11 protein-coding genes, 2 tRNA genes, 3 rRNA genes and 1 pseudogene are annotated in these 16,851 nt (G+C 44.7%); 12 read left to right on the plus strand and 5 right to left on the minus strand.

Going from position 1 to position 16,851, the window contains the following annotated elements; translation table 11 throughout:
- Positions 1–151: 151 nt before the first annotated feature.
- The 5 genes from E5Y90_RS02970 to E5Y90_RS02990 form a co-directional block, all read right to left on the minus strand.
- The gene (locus E5Y90_RS02970) at positions 152–577 is read right to left on the minus strand and encodes an organic hydroperoxide resistance protein (protein WP_151205479.1); all 426 of its coding nucleotides are present in this window, start codon (positions 575–577) and stop codon (positions 152–154) included.
- Between the two features lie 115 nt (positions 578–692).
- Positions 693–1,520, minus strand: a complete 828-nt coding sequence (locus tag E5Y90_RS02975) for a carbon-nitrogen hydrolase family protein (RefSeq protein WP_174659365.1) — start codon at positions 1,518–1,520, stop codon at positions 693–695.
- A 20-nt stretch (positions 1,521–1,540) separates the two neighbouring features.
- On the minus strand, positions 1,541–2,059 hold the full coding sequence (gene gigB / locus E5Y90_RS02980) for an anti-anti-sigma factor GigB (protein ID WP_151205481.1): 519 nt from the start codon (positions 2,057–2,059) through the stop codon (positions 1,541–1,543).
- 419 nt (positions 2,060–2,478) lie between these two features.
- The gene (gigA, locus tag E5Y90_RS02985; RefSeq protein ID WP_151205482.1) at positions 2,479–3,447 is read right to left on the minus strand and encodes an RsbU family protein phosphatase GigA; all 969 of its coding nucleotides are present in this window, start codon (positions 3,445–3,447) and stop codon (positions 2,479–2,481) included.
- A 104-nt stretch (positions 3,448–3,551) separates the two neighbouring features.
- Complete coding sequence (locus E5Y90_RS02990; protein ID WP_174659366.1) at positions 3,552–4,457, minus strand: VacJ family lipoprotein; 906 nt, start codon at positions 4,455–4,457, stop codon at positions 3,552–3,554.
- A 536-nt stretch (positions 4,458–4,993) separates the two neighbouring features.
- On the opposite strand from E5Y90_RS02990, the gene E5Y90_RS02995 reads away from it, so the two are divergent.
- The 12 genes and pseudogenes from E5Y90_RS02995 to hisD all read left to right on the plus strand — a co-directional run bounded on the left by E5Y90_RS02995 (position 4,994) and on the right by hisD (position 16,743).
- Positions 4,994–6,534 (plus strand): 16S ribosomal RNA (locus E5Y90_RS02995).
- A 59-nt stretch (positions 6,535–6,593) separates the two neighbouring features.
- Positions 6,594–6,670, plus strand: a tRNA-Ile gene (locus E5Y90_RS03000).
- A 48-nt stretch (positions 6,671–6,718) separates the two neighbouring features.
- Positions 6,719–6,794 (plus strand) — tRNA-Ala (locus tag E5Y90_RS03005).
- Positions 6,795–7,184: 390 nt separating this feature from the next.
- Positions 7,185–10,077: ribosomal RNA gene (locus E5Y90_RS03010) — 23S ribosomal RNA — on the plus strand.
- A gap of 190 nt (positions 10,078–10,267) precedes the next feature.
- Positions 10,268–10,382 (plus strand): 5S ribosomal RNA (gene rrf, locus E5Y90_RS03015).
- Together the 16S, 23S and 5S rRNA genes with 2 tRNA genes alongside form the textbook arrangement of a ribosomal RNA operon.
- A gap of 239 nt (positions 10,383–10,621) precedes the next feature.
- On the plus strand, positions 10,622–12,067 hold the full coding sequence (locus E5Y90_RS03020; protein ID WP_174659367.1) for an RNA polymerase factor sigma-54: 1,446 nt from the start codon (positions 10,622–10,624) through the stop codon (positions 12,065–12,067).
- A gap of 165 nt (positions 12,068–12,232) precedes the next feature.
- Positions 12,233–12,565, plus strand: coding sequence for a ribosome hibernation-promoting factor, HPF/YfiA family (gene hpf / locus E5Y90_RS03025; protein WP_151204339.1), 333 nt, complete (start codon positions 12,233–12,235; stop codon positions 12,563–12,565).
- 134 nt (positions 12,566–12,699) lie between these two features.
- Positions 12,700–12,951, plus strand: coding sequence for a BolA family iron metabolism protein IbaG (ibaG, locus tag E5Y90_RS03030; RefSeq protein ID WP_174659368.1), 252 nt, complete (start codon positions 12,700–12,702; stop codon positions 12,949–12,951).
- A 7-nt stretch (positions 12,952–12,958) separates the two neighbouring features.
- Entirely contained in the window at positions 12,959–14,218 is a 1,260-nt protein-coding gene (murA, locus tag E5Y90_RS03035) for a UDP-N-acetylglucosamine 1-carboxyvinyltransferase (protein WP_174659369.1), read from the plus strand.
- Positions 14,215–14,916: an ATP phosphoribosyltransferase gene (gene hisG / locus E5Y90_RS03040; RefSeq protein WP_174659370.1), complete on the plus strand. Its 702-nt coding sequence runs from the start codon at positions 14,215–14,217 to the stop codon at positions 14,914–14,916. The genes murA and hisG overlap by 4 nt, the downstream gene beginning before the upstream one ends.
- 240 nt (positions 14,917–15,156) lie before the next feature.
- Positions 15,157–15,321, plus strand: a pseudogene (locus tag E5Y90_RS17435) (DUF4272 domain-containing protein); the annotation flags it as partial.
- A 120-nt stretch (positions 15,322–15,441) separates the two neighbouring features.
- Positions 15,442–16,743 (plus strand): histidinol dehydrogenase, encoded by a 1,302-nt coding sequence (hisD, locus tag E5Y90_RS03050; protein ID WP_174659371.1) that lies wholly within the window; start codon positions 15,442–15,444, stop codon positions 16,741–16,743.
- Positions 16,744–16,851: the final 108 nt, after the last annotated feature.

The following is a 16,851-nucleotide window of genomic DNA, read 5'->3' on the forward strand; positions in this document are numbered from 1 at the left end:
TCAATTTTATGGTTTATTTTCAAGCTTTCTTTCATCAATGTGCTGAATAAGTGGGCTAGAAAGAAAAGAGCGTCTAATAAATATTATTCCATATGACGCCCGTTAATTTAATCCACATCAACATCTATCCAGATGAATGGTGGCTTGAAAATCAAACAATCACATTTAATACCACATCAATATTACCACGGGTGGCATTTGAATAAGGGCAGACAATATGTGCTGCATCTACCAGTTTTTGAGCTTCAGCTCGGTCCATGCCTTCTAAATGAATGTTTAAGGTCACTTCAATACCAAAGCCTGTTGGAATCGGACCAATGCCTACATCGCCTTCAATATAGGCATCTTTACTGATATTAAGCTTGTCACGGTTCGCAACAAATTTCATTGCACCTAAAAAGCAGGCGGAATAACCTGCGGCAAACAGTTGTTCAGGGTTGGTGCCGCCACCTGGGCCGCCCATTTCTTTAGGCACCGCCAATTGTACATTCAGAATCTGATCATCGGTGGTGGCATGGCCATCACGACCACCGGTGGCTTTGGCATGTGCGGTATATACAGCTTTTTCTAATGACATGAGATGAATCCCTATTTATTTTAATAGAGCTTCTATACTCCCTAATTTCTGGCCAAGTATAAGAGGGATTTTGTTAATTTATGCAAGCAGTATGCAGTCAGGAGTTAAAACTCGCTTAGGAAAACTGCAATAATTTACGATGTTCGATAAGTGGCATGGCTTCCCGCACTTTGGCCTGTTCAGCCAGATCAAATTCGACCGTAATAATCTGTGCCCCTTCCGCATGTACCATATCCAGAAGTTGACCACGGCTATTTGCAGCTGCGCTATGCCCCCAGGTTTGACGTTTTTCGCCGTGCCATCCTTGCTGTGCTGCACCTAGAACCGTACATTGGGTGTCCATGCCGCGTGCCTGTAATAATAACTGCCAGTGCATTTGTCCGGTGGTATAGGTAAAAGCAGAAGGTGCAGTCAAAATATTTGCGCCTTGGGCACGCAGCTTCAGGGCAAGTTCAGGAAAGCGCAGGTCATAACAGACCATCAGGCCGATATTTCCAAAAGGTGTTTGAGCCACGACTAATTCATCACCGGGTTCAAAGAACCTGGATTCCTGGTAGCCACCGACTGCATCACCCACCTGTACATCAAACAGGTGAATCTTGTCATAACGGGCTTCAGTCCGCTCCGGGCTGATACAGAGACTTACAGTACGTACCCGGCCATCTTTAATCACAGAACCATCAGGACGATAAGGGCAGGGTAAAGTTCCTGCGACAATCCAGATCTGATATTGCTGAGCAAGCTGCTCCAGACGCTGCTGGATTGCTTCAAACTGGGCTGCAGTTTCGCGCTGCTTTCCTGCGGCAAAACAGACGAAATTTTCAGGAAAGACAATCAGCTCTGCCCCTTGGGCTTTACTCTGTTGAATTAATGACTCGATTACTGTGAAATTTTGTTCAATTTCATTTTGGGAATTCATTTGTGCAACAGAAACTAAAGTCATGGAGGCTCCTTATGGTCGGTTCATACCTTTTGTTCGGAAGTTTTATCTAAACTGTCTTGTTCTTTCTGTAACTGTTTGACCAGAGGTTCAAACATATTCTGGTTACTCTGATTTAGCTTCATTAAAGTCTTGTGGGCATCCAGAACAGTACTCAGCATCGCCTGATGGGTGATATGTTCTTCCATCAGGGCGCGCGTACATACATTTGAATCACCACAGTAATTCAGAATCACGAAAACCTGTCCCAAGCCCATACTATTGGCCAGAGTGGTAATATCCGAGTTGGTAGACAACATAACCGGCTGAATTTCATGGATTTGCTTGAGTTTCAGTCCTAACTTTGCCAAGACACCCAGTACAGTACTATCAATGAAGCTGGTTTCAGTCAGATCAACTATTGCACCAACCACGTTGTCTTGCTGTTCAAGTTTGTTCAGTAATTTATCTAGACTAATACAAGATTGAGCACGCACTTCGCCAATAAGCTTAAAAATATGCGTTCCATTCAAACTTGCATATTCAACATGACCTGTTGACATATAAATGCCATTTGCAGAGAAGGATATTAAATTATCCCATAGGGTACTTAGATACTCAAGTAGCCGAAAGTCCTGATTAAATTAAGTGCTTATAAAGCCTGTAAATATATTAGTCTGTGTTGATATTTCATAAATGGCTTGTGCTGTAAGCTAAAACTCAGCGGATGAGACATGAAACCAAGGGAATGAGGCTATTGCCAAGCTTCATAACGAAATTTGAGACAGTTTTTGCTGCATGACAAGCACAAAGCGTTGCTGTGTTTAAAGCGCAAGGATGAGTATATTTTCTGCTGCTATCTGGTGATGAGTGATTCATCTAGAATGACTAACTTTCCGGCCTGATGTTTTATATCAGCTAAAAAATCTTGCGAGAGCTATCTCTTGCGTCGCAAACATAGGCGAAGTATCGACAGACCCTATTACTTGACTCTTATAAAACTCAGGAAAGCAATATCATCAGCGACATGTTCTGGTATTTCAAGTGATTGATTTTTAAGGTGGTGTAGAAGGTGGGTAAACTGTTCGTTCAGGCCGCCTTCAAAAGGTTCCAGAGCTCCATCCGAGCAGATGAAAAAGCGAGCATTACGGCTTAAAATATATTCATATTCTTCGACTTCCAGCTCTTCGGTCAGTCCCAGAGGAAAACTGCTGGTTGTAAAAATTTTAGGTTCCTGGTTGGGCTCAAGGATAATCGGCGGTGGATAATGTCCTGCACTGGACCATTTTAAGACATGAGTTTCAAGGTTTAGCACTCCAGCAATCATGGTGATATGTTTTTCAATATTTTCCTGAACCAGCATGCCATTGAGCTTTTTGATCAGCTCGCGAGGTGTTTTGGAGCGGCCATGAAATGCAGCCATCCATGAGGTTAATAAACTGCTGGTGACACCATGTCCCGACACATCTGCCAGATAAAATAAGACCTCTTTATCGCTAATTTTCCAGTAATCATACCAGTCACCCGATAAATAGGCCGAAGGCTGAAAACAGGTCTCGACCTCATAATTAAGCAGTTCTATCGGATTGGGCAATAGGCGTTTTTGCAGTTCTGCGGCAGAAGGCAGATCACGGCTATCCTGATTGCGTTTATATTGAGCATCAATTTTTTGTAGAGCGGGAAGTGGTTGTTCCGGCAGTTGGTTCCAGATCCATCCAGCCAAAGCACCCTGTTGCCAAGCCTGTGCCAGCGCAGTCCCTTCATGTTCCAGAGCCAGGACAATCGTTGGAAGATTCCACTGATAATGCAAATAATCATGTACATCAGCAATTGCAATAATCGTAGCATCATACAGCTCATGGTCATCCGGCAGGATGACTTGAACATGCGGAAGTGTCTCAAGAACCTGGTCCAGATAGGGAATATCACGAGTGGGTTGAATGAAATACATAGAGAGATGATTCGATCTTAGGGCTGTCTACTTAAGGTGTACTATAACAAGCAAATTATGGCTAGCGCACAGATTTCGCTAACCATTTAATTAAAATATCAGACTTAGAAGAGTTCGTTGGTGGTGTTGAATTCAGACTCATTAAGAGACTCGTCTGCCGAACCTTCATCATCAAAGTCATCCTCGAGAAAGAGAGATTCTTGCTCGGTACCCTTCTTTTCTGCAATGGCATAGTTGGTTCGTTGCAAATAGATGTCACGAATCTGCGCATAACGATCACCTGTCAGCACACTTTCGACATCCAGATATTCGCTACGTGTATCAATACCGCGCCAGAACTGGTCGGCCCAGTACAAGCCATCGTGATCTTCCAGCATATATTTTTGTGGACGCGCTTGACTGTCGGCTAATATTCCAATCACGCCACGTACTGAACTTGGACCCAAAATAGGCAACATCAGATAAGGCCCAGAAGGAACACCGTAATATCCTAAGGTCGTTGCAAATTTTTCATCTTCATGAGTGAGACCTAAACGACGTGCAGGATCCGCCAGACCCAAAGTGGTCAAGGTGTTAATGGTAAAACGGCCTAAAGATTTTGCTGCGTGTGCTGGGCGGCCTTGGATCAATTGGTTAACCGCATTCCAAGGTTCGCCTAAATTACTGCGAAAATGGGTATAACTGCCACGAACCTCTTGAGGAAGCTTTTCTTTATACTGTACAGCTACCGGACGTACAATCGTACGGTCAATCGCATCATTAAATTGATATACCTTTCTGTTCCAGAATTGAAAAGGATCTTTTACTTCTTCTGCTTGAGCAGCAGTAGCATCTACTTTAAGCTGGCTTTGCAGATGATTGACCTTAGAAGAAATTTTGGCTCTTAAAGGGACTGTTGTAGAGGTGGTAGATTCACTTTCCACCTCAAGCTCAGTATTTTCCTCAGCTGCAAAAGATGAACTAGAGGCCAAAGCGAGTAAACATAGAGATAAGTAAATTGAGCGATGCATAAGGAAAATCCCGAGGCCTTTTTCTGAGTATGGTGGCATTGTTCAGCTAAAATAATAAACTGTATTGTCACGAATAGGAGGAATTTAAGCGAAATTGTATAGAAAATGAATTAAAACATCATAAATGGCTAAAAAAAAGACATGTAATTTAATTTTTTAAAAATAGGTGTTGCAAGCTCCCTGAAATACTGTAGAATGCACATCCATCGGCAGTGATGAAAAATAAAACTTGTTAGGAAACAAGGGTTTAGCACAGGGTGTTAAATTTAGGTGTCTTGAATGAGTTTAAAAATAATCTGATTTACTGGTTGACTTTCTACAAAGAAAGCGTAACATAGCCGACCTAGCTTGCTGCTGACGAAGTAGCAAGAAGATCATTAAGAGATTATGAAGAACAACTTGTGTGGATTTTTACTGGTTGATTGATCGAAATATTATCATTGATTGATTGGTTTAAATTACTCGAAGTTTATTTGAGAGAATTTGTCAGAAAATTGATGAGCCAAGATTGGTGTCCTTTAGGCACTACTGATTTTAAACTGAAGAGTTTGATCATGGCTCAGATTGAACGCTGGCGGCAGGCTTAACACATGCAAGTCGAGCGGGGCGAAGGTAGCTTGCTACTGGAACCTAGCGGCGGACGGGTGAGTAATACTTAGGAATCTGCCTATTAGTGGGGGACAACGTTCCGAAAGGAGCGCTAATACCGCATACGCCCTACGGGGGAAAGCAGGGGATCACTTGTGACCTTGCGCTAATAGATGAGCCTAAGTCAGATTAGCTAGTTGGTGGGGTAAAGGCCTACCAAGGCGACGATCTGTAACGGGTCTGAGAGGATGATCCGTCACACTGGGACTGAGACACGGCCCAGACTCCTACGGGAGGCAGCAGTGGGGAATATTGGACAATGGGGGGAACCCTGATCCAGCCATGCCGCGTGTGTGAAGAAGGCCTTTTGGTTGTAAAGCACTTTAAGCGAGGAGGAGAGTACCCTGGTTAATACCCAGGAGTGCTGGACGTTACTCGCAGAATAAGCACCGGCTAACTCTGTGCCAGCAGCCGCGGTAATACAGAGGGTGCGAGCGTTAATCGGATTTACTGGGCGTAAAGCGCGCGTAGGCGGCTCTTTAAGTCGGATGTGAAATCCCCGAGCTTAACTTGGGAATTGCATTCGATACTGGGGGGCTAGAGTATAGGAGAGGATGGTAGAATTCCAGGTGTAGCGGTGAAATGCGTAGAGATCTGGAGGAATACCGATGGCGAAGGCAGCCATCTGGCCTAATACTGACGCTGAGGTGCGAAAGCATGGGGAGCAAACAGGATTAGATACCCTGGTAGTCCATGCCGTAAACGATGTCTACTAGCCGTTGGGGCCTTTGAGGCTTTAGTGGCGCAGCTAACGCGATAAGTAGACCGCCTGGGGAGTACGGTCGCAAGACTAAAACTCAAATGAATTGACGGGGGCCCGCACAAGCGGTGGAGCATGTGGTTTAATTCGATGCAACGCGAAGAACCTTACCTGGCCTTGACATACAGAGAACTTTCCAGAGATGGATTGGTGCCTTCGGGAACTCTGATACAGGTGCTGCATGGCTGTCGTCAGCTCGTGTCGTGAGATGTTGGGTTAAGTCCCGCAACGAGCGCAACCCTTTTCCTTATTTGCCAGCACTTCGGGTGGGAACTTTAAGGATACTGCCAGTGACAAACTGGAGGAAGGCGGGGACGACGTCAAGTCATCATGGCCCTTACGGCCAGGGCTACACACGTGCTACAATGGTCGGTACAAAGGGTTGCTACACAGCGATGTGATGCTAATCTCAAAAAGCCGATCGTAGTCCGGATTGGAGTCTGCAACTCGACTCCATGAAGTCGGAATCGCTAGTAATCGCGGATCAGAATGCCGCGGTGAATACGTTCCCGGGCCTTGTACACACCGCCCGTCACACCATGGGAGTTTGTTGCACCAGAAGTGGATAGTCTAACCCTCGGGAGGACGTTCACCACGGTGTGGCCAATGACTGGGGTGAAGTCGTAACAAGGTAGCCGTAGGGGAACCTGCGGCTGGATCACCTCCTTAACGAAAGATTGACGATTGGTAAGAATCCACAACAAGTTGTTCTTCATTGATGTATCTGAGGGTCTGTAGCTCAGTTGGTTAGAGCACACGCTTGATAAGCGTGGGGTCACAAGTTCAAGTCTTGTCAGACCCACCATCTGCCATGAAACAGAAAATCAGAAACATTAAATCTAAATGATAAGCTGGGGACTTAGCTTAGTTGGTAGAGCGCCTGCTTTGCACGCAGGAGGTCAGGAGTTCGACTCTCCTAGTCTCCACCACGAATTATTTTTTAAGCACTGCTTTAAAAAATAATGAGGCTGGATTACAGAATTTAGTAAATAAATGATTATTTATTAACTTCTGTGATTTATCACAGTTTCTAGACCTGACGAAGGCTAGAAAAATCATTAACAGCATATATTTGAGTTGAAATAATTTGTTCATACTCATAGATAGAACGGAAGTTAACAGTAATTTATTACCTGTTAATGACTGTACTTGAAATGAGAACTAGCGAAATTAACTGAATCAAGCGTTTTGGTATATGAATCTAATTGAAGCTGTACAGTGCTTAAGTGCACAAACGCCAACTGTGTGATTGACTGAGAGATTGGTTAATCATGTTGCTCATCCTGCTTGTAGGGATGAACGACTGTTTGGGGTTGTATAGTCAAGTAATTAAGTGCATGTGGTGGATGCCTTGGCAGTCAGAGGCGATGAAAGACGTGATAGCCTGCGAAAAGCTCCGGGGAGGCGGCAAATATCCTGTGATCCGGAGATGTCTGAATGGGGAAACCCACTTACCATAAGGTAGGTATCAATAACTGAATACATAGGTTATTGAGGCGAACGCGGGGAAGTGAAACATCTCAGTACCCGTAGGAAAAGAAATCAATTGAGATTCCCTCAGTAGCGGCGAGCGAAAGGGGAAGAGCCCATTAAGTTATCTAAGTTTTAGTGGAATGCTCTGGGAAGTGCAACCATAGTGGGTGATAGTCCTGTACACGAAAGGGCTTAGATAATGATGTCGAGTAGGGCGAGGCACGTGAAACCTTGTCTGAATATGGGGGGACCATCCTCCAAGGCTAAATACTCCTGACTGACCGATAGTGAACCAGTACCGTGAGGGAAAGGCGAAAAGAACCCCTGTGAGGGGAGTGAAATAGATCCTGAAACCGCATGCATACAAGCAGTGGGAGCCGACTTGTTCGGTGACTGCGTACCTTTTGTATAATGGGTCAGCGACTTATATTCAGTAGCGAGGTTAACCGAATAGGGGAGCCGTAGAGAAATCGAGTCTTAATAGGGCGTTTTAGTTGCTGGGTATAGACCCGAAACCGGGTGATCTATCCATGAGCAGGTTGAAGGTTGGGTAACACTAACTGGAGGACCGAACCCACCGTCGTTGAAAAGCCGGGGGATGACTTGTGGATAGGGGTGAAAGGCTAATCAAACTCGGTGATAGCTGGTTCTCCCCGAAAGCTATTTAGGTAGCGCCTCGGACGAATACCATTGGGGGTAGAGCACTGTTTCGGCTAGGGGGTCATCCCGACTTACCAAACCGATGCAAACTCCGAATACCAATGAGTACTATCCGGGAGACAGACTGCGGGTGCTAACGTCCGTAGTCAAGAGGAAAACAATCCAGACCGCCAGCTAAGGTCCCTAAATCTATATTAAGTGGGAAACGATGTGGGAAGGCATAGACAGCTAGGAGGTTGGCTTAGAAGCAGCCACCCTTTAAAGAAAGCGTAATAGCTCACTAGTCGAGTCGGCCTGCGCGGAAGATGTAACGGGGCTAAAATATAGTACCGAAGCTGCGGATTTACGCTTATGCGTAAGTGGTAGGGGAGCGTTCTGTAAGCCGATGAAGGTGGATTGAGAAGTCTGCTGGAGGTATCAGAAGTGCGAATGCTGACGTGAGTAACGATAAAACGGGTGAAAAACCCGTTCGCTGAAAGACCAAGGGTTCCAGTCCAACGTTAATCGGGGCTGGGTGAGTCGACCCCTAAGGCGAGGCCGAGAGGCGTAGTCGATGGGAAATTGGTTAATATTCCAATACTTCTGTGTAATGCGATGAGAGGACGGAGTAAGTTAAGTCAGCCTGGCGTTGGTTGTCCAGGTGAAAGGTTGTAGGCATGCATCTTAGGCAAATCCGGGGTGCTCTATGCTGAGAACTGATAGCAAGCCAGTTTACTGGTGAAGTGGCTGATACTATGCTTCCAGGAAAAGTCTCTAAGCTTCAGTTACACAGGAATCGTACCCGAAACCGACACAGGTGGTCAGGTCGAGTAGACCAAAGCGCTTGAGAGAACTCTGCTGAAGGAACTAGGCAAAATGGTACCGTAACTTCGGGAGAAGGTACGCTGCCGGTGGTGATAGGACTTGCTCCTTGAGCTGCTGGCAGCCTCAGAAACCAGGCCGCTGCAACTGTTTATTAAAAACATAGCACTCTGCAAACACGAAAGTGGACGTATAGGGTGTGATGCCTGCCCGGTGCTGGAAGGTTAATTGATGGGGTTAGCGTAAGCGAAGCTCTTGATCGAAGCCCCAGTAAACGGCGGCCGTAACTATAACGGTCCTAAGGTAGCGAAATTCCTTGTCGGGTAAGTTCCGACCTGCACGAATGGCATAATGATGGCGGCGCTGTCTCCAGCAGAGGCTCAGTGAAATCGAATTCGCCGTGAAGATGCGGTGTACCCGCGGCTAGACGGAAAGACCCCGTGAACCTTTACTGCAGCTTGACATTGAACTTTGATCTTACCTGTGTAGGATAGGTGGGAGGCTTTGAAGTGGCGACGCCAGTTGCCATGGAGCCATCCTTGAAATACCACCCTGGTAATATTGAGGTTCTAACTCTGTCCCGTGATCCGGGACGAGGACCATGTCTGGTGGGTAGTTTGACTGGGGCGGTCTCCTCCTAAAGAGTAACGGAGGAGTACGAAGGTGCGCTCAGCGTGGTCGGAAATCACGCGTAGAGTATAAAGGCAAAAGCGCGCTTAACTGCGAGACCAACAAGTCGAGCAGGTACGAAAGTAGGTCTTAGTGATCCGGTGGTTCTGTATGGAAGGGCCATCGCTCAACGGATAAAAGGTACTCTGGGGATAACAGGCTGATACCGCCCAAGAGTTCATATCGACGGCGGTGTTTGGCACCTCGATGTCGGCTCATCTCATCCTGGGGCTGAAGCAGGTCCCAAGGGTATGGCTGTTCGCCATTTAAAGAGGTACGCGAGCTGGGTTTAGAACGTCGTGAGACAGTTCGGTCCCTATCTACCGTGGGCGTTGGAAATTTGAGAGGATCTGCTCCTAGTACGAGAGGACCAGAGTGGACGAACCTCTGGTGTACCGGTTGTCACGCCAGTGGCATCGCCGGGTAGCTATGTTCGGAAGGGATAACCGCTGAAAGCATCTAAGCGGGAAGCCTACCTCAAGATAAGATTTCCCCGAGACTTTATGTCTCCTAAAGAGCCGTTGAAGACTACGACGTTGATAGGCTGGATGTGGAAGTGTAGCGATACATGAAGCTGACCAGTACTAATTGCTCGTGAGGCTTGACTATACAACACCCAAACAGTTGTTGTATAAAGCACAATTGATTCGATATCCAGCAAAACAGCTTGATTCAGAAGCTCGTTAGTAAGACAATATTCAACTCAGATATCCCTGTTAATGTATTCTATTTGGTACCAAGTAAGGCAAACACTGCAAAAGCAGTCAGATAAGACCCGAACAAGTCCATAAACAGTTGTGCTGGCGACCATAGCAAGAGTGAACCACCTGATCCCTTCCCGAACTCAGAAGTGAAACCTCTTTGCGCTGATGGTAGTGTGGGGTTACCCATGTGAGAGTAAGTCATCGCCAGCTCATTATTCAAAATCCCCCTGCTAAAAAGCAGGGGGATTTCTTTTTTATAAAAAGAAAAATAAGAACAATGGTTTGGATGTCCTGCGAGAAAAATAGAGTGCAAAGAAAGGAGTTGAGAGTATTCATCTTTAAACTATAAATAAGTGAAGGTGAGTGTGGAATTTATAAAAACTATGCTATAACAAATAAAACGGCATAAAAATTGCTTATAAAATGAGATTTCTATAATAGGAGGGTACATGAAATTATCAGTGGGCTTGAAAATTGCAAACTCGCTCTCCTTAACTCCGCAGCTTCAACAAGCGATTCGCTTATTGCAATTATCCAGCCTGGAGTTGGAACAAGAAATACAATTACAACTAGACAGTAACCCTTTACTAGAAGAAGTTGAAGAGCAAATTATCACTGAAAATCTCTCAACGATTGATGTGGATCAGCAAGATTTAACCCATGCGTTAAATGCAGATCATCTTCCTGATGATTTACCAGTTGATACAGATTGGGATGATGTTTATACCCATCAACCTACCAGTCTCAGCGCAGCGGATTTTGAAGAGCGTGAGGATAATCGCCAGAGGCAGCAAAGCTTGCAAGAACATATGCTTGAGCAGATTAATCTTTTACACTTTTCCAAGGTTGATCAGCTCATTGCCTACTGTATTGTTGACTCGCTAGATAATAAAGGTTTTTTAGATACAGACATTGCAGAGATTACCGCCTCGGTACAACAATTGCTTGCCTCTATGGATTATGAGGAAGTGGTTGAAGAAGATGAAGTGTCGGTGGTGTTGAAACATATTCAACGCCTTGATCCAGTAGGGGTTGGAGCAAGGAATCTGGCAGAATGCCTGCTGATTCAGCTTGAAGGTGTAGCTGTCACTACGCCTTGTAGACAGGATGCAATAAAATTATTGCAGCATTATGAGCTGCTCATTAGTAATGAATTACCGAAGTTAATTAAACAGACCGGTTTAAATCAGGATCAACTGCGTTGTGCGCTTGATCTGCTTAAGACACTTAAACCTTATCCGGGACAGGAGTTCGAGGATAAAACCTGCAATTATCAGATTCCGGATGTGGTCGTGAGGAAAAAAAATGGTCGTTGGCATGTGGCTTTAAATCCGGATGTAATGCCAAAGCTTAGACTCAATTCTTTTTATAGCAATATGATCCGTCGGGCCGATCAGAGTGAGGATAATCAATATCTGCGTAACCAGATGCTGGAGGCAAAGAATTTTATTAAAAGTATTGATGAACGACATAAAACACTCTTGAAAGTGGCCTGCTGTATTGTTGAACATCAAAAGGCATTTTTGGAAATTGGTGTAGAGGGCATGAAGCCGCTGGTATTGCGTGATATTGCGGAAGAAGTTGAGTTGCATGAATCGACTGTTTCTCGTGTAACCACCAATAAATTTATGCTGACACCGCGTGGTCTGTTTGAGCTGAAATATTTCTTTTCAAGTCATGTCAGTACGACTTCTGGCGGTGAAGCTTCCTCAACAGCCATTCGCGCTAAAATTAAAAAATTGATTGCAGAAGAAAATGTACGTAAACCTTTATCCGATAATGCCATTGCAAGTTTATTAAAAGAAGATGGTATTGATGTAGCACGTCGTACAGTTGCAAAGTATCGTGAATCGTTACATATCCCGTCATCTTCTGAACGAAAAGTCTTGATCTAAGCTTAAAAATTTGACTATTCTAAAGATTCATTATGACCGTGTAATGAATCTATTTTATTTTGAGGCGCAGTAAAATAATTTAATTCCCAATTTTATATGTTGAATAAGCGTATTAGGTTATTTTCTGGGACTCGTCTAATCCTAACGAAGGTGAGGGATAGAATTATGCAAATAACAATTCGTGGACATCATTTATCAATTACACCAGCAATTGAAGAGCGTATAAAAAATCAGTTTTCGCAAATGACCAAACACCTCGATCAGGTGAATAGTATGCAGGTAAAACTCTCCAAAGATCATCAAATAGACAAGCGCTCAAAAAAAGGCAGCAGCAATCATATTGCCGAAGCGATTATACGCTTACCCGGTATTGAGTTTTTTGCTCATGCCAATGCGGATGATATGTATACCTCAATTAAACTGCTGACAGAAAAATTAAAACGACAAATTGATCGTTATCGGGAAATGCACCTGCATCAGCAAGTTTTAATGGGCTAAATAGCCCAATATAAGAAGGAGGCTTTTTAAAAGCCTCTTTTTTTATGCGTATAATGGATAGACTAATGAACTATTTTTTCTATTTATAGTAAAATGGCTGGTTTTATACCCTTAGCCTTATAAGAGGTCTTGTGATGAATAGTGAACAGCTCGCTGAAATTTTAAAAGCCGCTTTCCCCGAGGCGGATGTTGCTGTGAGTGGTCAGGGCGGAAAATTTGATCTCCGTATTGTGGATGATCAATTTGAAGGTAAGCGTCCAGTTGCACGCCAACAAGCTGTTTATGCTCCTCTCAATGCCCATATTGCCAGTGGTACAGTTCACGCAGTAACAATTCGCGCGATGACAAAAGAAGAATGGCGCAAAGCAAGCTTATTTGGAGCTTAATCATTTAATGGATAAATTTTTAATTCAGGGCGGTATCAAGCTCGAAGGTGAAGTGCGCATTTCTGGTGCCAAAAATGCGGCACTTCCTTTATTGGCAGCAATGATTCTTGCTGACTCTCCAATTACATTAAGAAACGTACCTTGCCTTAAAGACGTAAAGACGCTGGTCAAGCTGATTGCAGGCCTAGGTATTACTATGTCCTATGAAGGCGACACGGTCGTTGCAGATACGTCTACATTAAATAATCAGTTTGCACCTTATGAGCTGGTAAAAACTATGCGTGCCTCTATTTTAGTGCTGGGTCCATTATTGGCGCGCTATGGCAGTGCAAAAGTTTCTTTACCGGGTGGCTGTGCGATTGGTTCACGTCCAGTCGACCAGCATTTAAAAGCCCTTGAAGCTTTAGGGGCAGAAATTGAAGTTGAAGCTGGTTATGTCAATGCCAAAGTCGCTGGGCGCCTTAAAGGGGGTGAAGTCGTTTTTGATATGGTAACCGTGGGTGGTACAGAAAACATCCTGATGGCAGCGGTATTAGCCGAAGGCGTGACCACCATTCGTAATGCAGCCCGCGAGCCTGAAATTACTGATCTTGCGCAAATGCTGATCAAAATGGGTGCCAAGATTGAAGGGGTAGATACTGATACGCTTGTTGTCACAGGTGTTGAAAGCCTGCACGGCTGTGAATATTCGGTAGTTGCAGACCGTATTGAAACGGGCTCTTATCTGGCGGCTGCGGCGATCACTGGGGGCCGTGTGAAGACCACGCATACTGATCCAGTTTTAATGGAAGTGGTATTGGAAAAATTCGAGGAAATGGGTGCAGAAGTTACCCGTGGTGATGACTGGATTGAGCTGGACATGATGGGTATACGTCCAAAAGCCGTCAGCTTTCGTACTTTGCCACATCCAGAATTCCCGACAGATATGCAAGCACAATTGATGGCTGTGAATGCCATTGCTCAGGGTTTTGCCACCATTTCTGAAACGATTTTTGAAAACCGATTCATGCATGTACCTGAATTGGCCCGTATGGGTGCAAATATTCAGGTCGAAGGTAATGATGCTGTAGTCACAGGTGTGGAAAAATTATCTGCTGCACCAGTCATGGCGACAGATTTACGTGCTTCTTTTTCTTTGGTTTTAGCAGCATTGGCGGCCGAAGGGGAAACATTGATTGACCGTATTTATCATATTGATCGCGGTTATGAAGAAGTCGAAGCAAAACTACAAGGTCTAGGCGCCCAAATTAAGCGAGTAAGTGAATGAGCGAAATGAGAAACGATGATCCAAACTTTGACGTAATGGGCAATTTTGATCATGGTTTAACTTTAGCACTAAGCAAGGGCCGTATCTTAAAAGAAACTTTACCGCTGCTTGAAACAGCAGGGATTAATTTACTTGAAGATCCGGATAAATCGCGTAAATTGATTTTCCCAACTACCCATAAGCAGGTACGTATTCTGATTTTACGTGCCTCTGATGTACCGACTTATGTGGAAAATGGTGCAGCAGATATTGGGGTTGCGGGTAAGGATGTGCTCATGGAGCATGGTGCGCAAAATGTCTATGAGCCTTTGGACTTAAAGATTGCCAACTGCAAACTCATGACTGCGGGTAAAGTGGGCATGGTTCGACCGAAAGGCCGTTTAAAAATTGCCACCAAATATGTAAATCTGACCCGTCAATATTATGCCAGCCTTGGCGAACAAGTGGACGTCATTAAGCTCTACGGTTCAATGGAGCTTGCTCCATTGGTCGGTTTGGGCGATTACATTGTTGACGTAGTGGATACTGGCAATACGCTACGTGCCAACGGCCTGGAGCCTTTGGAGGAGATTTGCAAAGTATCATCACGTCTGATTGTCAATAAAGCCAGTTTTAAGCGTAAGCAAACATTATTGAATCCGATTTTGACACAGCTAGAACAAGCCGTTGAAGCACGTGAGCAGGCAAAAAAAGCCTAGTTCCATGCCATGAAGAACCGCCCCTTGAGGGCGGTTTTTTTATATTTGGATCAGAACCCCTAAGTCAAGATAAGTCCGCGACAAATTGATACCGGCCAACTTGATAGAGGCAAGATGCTTTAAAAATATTTTATAGGTAAGGGAGAATCTAGTGAAAATGCTGCAACAAAGCAAACAGGAGTCTTTTTCCAGATTACAGTTAGAATCGGTCGCTTATATTGATTGGCTACCATTGATTGAGAAGCTGATTTAATCTATTGCTATAACTGGGCATGTGTCGATGCAAGACTGAAACAATAACAGGCACCTGCAGGATTAAATTCATCGATTGTACTTGAACAACATGGCGCTTTAAATTGGCTGCTCCAGCATGATAATGATTGGGACCACCCGGATGTCAGCACTGAGTACCCGATTTTGGCAAGAGTAAAAGTAATTTCCAATCAGTTCAAGTTAAAATGCCGATGTTATCTTGTCCACAATCACATGGAAACAAGGTAAACTAATCTTTTCCATATCAACCTTGTGGGTAAATTGATGCGACGTTTATCGACTCAAGATCAGAACTTCAAGCAGGCTTTTGCTGACTTGTTGGCTTTTGAAACAGTGAGTGATCCTGAACTTTTAAAAACCGTAGACCAAATCATTGCAGACGTACGTCAGCATGGTGATGCTCATGTTCTTAAACTTACTCAGCAGTTCGATCGACATTCAGCGCATCAATTTTCAGATCTGGAACTGACTCAGGAACAACTTAAAGCGGCATTTGAGGGTTTAACTGTAGAAGTCCGTGAGGCGCTGGAGCTGGCTGCGAGCCGTATCCGCGAATTTCATCAGGCCCAGAAACAGGACGGCTGGACCTATATTGATGCCTTGGGTAACACACTCGGTCAAAAAGTTACACCACTGGATCGTGTGGGTATTTATGTGCCTGGTGGTCTGGCGTCTTATCCATCTTCTGTGCTGATGAATGCTATACCTGCACACGTTGCGGGTGTGTCTGAAATTGTGATGGTGGTGCCTGCACCGAATGGTGAACTGAATCCTTTAGTCCTTGCAGCAGCCTATTTGGCGGGTGTACATCGCGTCTTTACCATTGGTGGCGCACAAGCCGTGGCAGCCTTGGCTTATGGTACAGAGACCATTCCTTCTGTTGATAAAATCACAGGACCGGGAAACCGTTTTGTCGCTGCGGCAAAACGAGCAGTGTTTGGTCAAGTTGGCATTGACATGATTGCAGGACCTTCTGAAATTTTAGTCTATGCAGAAGGCGAAAATAATGCTGAATGGTTGGCAATGGATTTATTGTCACAAGCTGAGCATGACACTGTGGCACAAGCCGTTTTCATTACGCCAGATGAAGCATTGTTAAATGCAGTCGGAGAATGGATTGAAAAACATTTAGAAGCACTGCCAAAAGCAGATATTGCACGAACTTCAATTGATAACCGTGGTGCATTGGTTTTAGTCAAAGACCGTGCTGAAGGTGCTGAGCTGATTAACCAAGTTGCGCCTGAACATTTAATGCTGTGCTTAGATGAAGCTGAGGCAATGGCAGAAGATATTCGCCATGCGGGTGCCATCTTTATGGGGCGCTATACTCCAGAAGCGATTGGGGACTACTGTGCAGGACCGAACCATGTCTTGCCAACCTCAGGTACAGCACGCTTTTCATCACCACTGGGTGTCTACGATTTCCAAAAGCGTTCCAGCCTGATTATGTGCTCTGAAGATGGTGTGAAAATCCTAGCCAAAACCGCTGATATCTTGGCACAGCAAGAAAATCTGGATGCTCACGCACGTTCAGCACGCTATCGTTATCAATAATCGAGTTTTCCCCACATTCTAAAACAATACCAAACCCCTTCTCCCTCAGGGAGAAGGTTAGGATGAGGGAGAATACAAATAATTTCTCAGTTGGGCGTTTATCTCTCC

Source organism: Acinetobacter sp. 10FS3-1 (assembly GCF_013343215.1).
In the GTDB taxonomy this organism is placed as follows: Bacteria; Pseudomonadota; Gammaproteobacteria; order Pseudomonadales; family Moraxellaceae; genus Acinetobacter; species Acinetobacter lwoffii_C.

Coding starts and splice junctions, on each gene's coding strand:
- E5Y90_RS03020 (WP_174659367.1), top strand. CDS start 10,622: ATGAAATTATCAGTGGGCTTGAAAATTGCAAACTCGCTCTCCTTAACT.
- hisG (WP_174659370.1), top strand. CDS start 14,215: ATGAGCGAAATGAGAAACGATGATCCAAACTTTGACGTAATGGGCAAT.
- murA (WP_174659369.1), top strand. CDS start 12,959: ATGGATAAATTTTTAATTCAGGGCGGTATCAAGCTCGAAGGTGAAGTG.
- E5Y90_RS02970 (WP_151205479.1), bottom strand. CDS start 577: ATGTCATTAGAAAAAGCTGTATATACCGCACATGCCAAAGCCACCGGT.
- gigA (WP_151205482.1), bottom strand. CDS start 3,447: ATGTATTTCATTCAACCCACTCGTGATATTCCCTATCTGGACCAGGTT.
- E5Y90_RS02990 (WP_174659366.1), bottom strand. CDS start 4,457: ATGCATCGCTCAATTTACTTATCTCTATGTTTACTCGCTTTGGCCTCT.
- gigB (WP_151205481.1), bottom strand. CDS start 2,059: ATGTCAACAGGTCATGTTGAATATGCAAGTTTGAATGGAACGCATATT.
- ibaG (WP_174659368.1), top strand. CDS start 12,700: ATGAATAGTGAACAGCTCGCTGAAATTTTAAAAGCCGCTTTCCCCGAG.
- hpf (WP_151204339.1), top strand. CDS start 12,233: ATGCAAATAACAATTCGTGGACATCATTTATCAATTACACCAGCAATT.
- E5Y90_RS02975 (WP_174659365.1), bottom strand. CDS start 1,520: ATGACTTTAGTTTCTGTTGCACAAATGAATTCCCAAAATGAAATTGAA.